The sequence below is a fragment of the Pseudomonas sp. RA_105y_Pfl2_P56 genome (assembly GCF_963970845.1).
Taxonomy (GTDB): Bacteria; Pseudomonadota; Gammaproteobacteria; order Pseudomonadales; family Pseudomonadaceae; genus Aquipseudomonas; species Aquipseudomonas baetica_A.
The window spans coordinates 1-1387 of the sequence record NZ_CAXAPL010000097.1; the positions used below are offsets into that span (position 1 = coordinate 1).

Sequence of the window (1387 nt, forward strand, 5' to 3'; positions counted from 1 at the left end):
CATACGCCTACGACCTCAATGGCCACTTGCTGGAAAAGACCGAGTTCGGTGACGACGGCTCGACGTTGGTCACCGCCTACGAGCGCGATGCGGCCGGACGCCTGCTGCTCAAGACCCTCCCCGACGGGGTCAAGGTTGCCTACCGCTACGACCGCCTCGGTCGGCTGACCGGCGTCGACGACGGCCAGAAACACCCGCTGGCCTTCGAATACGACCGGCAGGATCGGCTGATCACCGAGCATCAGGGCTGGGGCACCCTGCGATACACCTACGACGCCTGCGGCCAACTCAAGCGCCAGCGCCTGCCGGACAACAGCAAGCTCGATTACCACTACGCCAAGGGCGGCGCGCTGACCGCGATCCATCTCAATGGCGCACCGTTGACGCGTCACGTCTACCAGTCGGGCCGCGAACAACAACGCCAGCAAGGCCTGCTGCTCAGCGAATATGCCTACGACGATCAGGGCCGTTTGCTCGCTCACGCCGTAGGCCATCAGCACGCCTCGCTGTATCGACGCGATTATGCCTACAGCGCCAACGGCAACCTGGAACATATTGCCGACACCCGCCACGGCCAGCGCACCTACGGCTACGACGCGCTCGACCGCTTGATCCGCGTGCGTCACTCACGCGACGAACTGCCGGAATCCTTCGCCCACGACCCGGCCGGCAACCTGCTCATGCAGGACCGCCCCGGTCCGTCCCGCGTCGAAGGCAACCGCCTGCTGATGCAGGGCGACCGCCATTACGACTACGACGCCTTCGGCAACCTGATCCGCGAACGCCGCGGCACCGGGCAAAAACTCGTCACCGAATACCGCTACGACTGCCAGCACCGCCTCATCGGCCTGACCCGCCCGGATGGCCAAACCGCGTCCTACCAATACGACGCCTTCGGTCGACGCATCCGCAAAACCGTCGACGGCGAAACCACCGAGTTCTTCTGGCAGGGCGACCACCTCGTCGCCGAAAGCAGCACAAGCCAGTACCGCAGCTACGTCTACGAACCCGGCACCTTCCGCCCGCTGGCCATGCTGGACGGCAAAGGCCCGAAAAAGGCCTGCCCGTTCTACTACCAACTCGACCACCTCGGCACCCCGCAGGAACTCACCGACTACAGCGGCGACATCGTCTGGTCGGCGCAATACGACGCCTACGGCAAGGTCGCGGCGATCACCCTGGCTGGCGAGGACTACCTGGACCAGCCGCTGCGGTTTCAGGGTCAGTATTTCGATGGGGAAAGCGGGCTGCATTACAACCGGCACCGGTATTACGACCCACGGCTGGGCAGGTATCTGACACCGGACCCGGTGAAGTTGGCGGGTGGGTTGAATCAGTATCGGTATGTGCCGAATCCGACGGGGTGGGTGGATCCGTTGGGGTTGAG

General features: G+C 64.3%; 1 protein-coding gene. It reads left to right on the top strand.

Going from position 1 to position 1387, the window contains the following annotated elements:
- Positions 1-1387, top strand: a 1387-nt coding sequence (locus AACY11_RS28195) for an RHS repeat-associated core domain-containing protein (RefSeq protein WP_339496318.1), incomplete at both ends; no start/stop codon positions are given.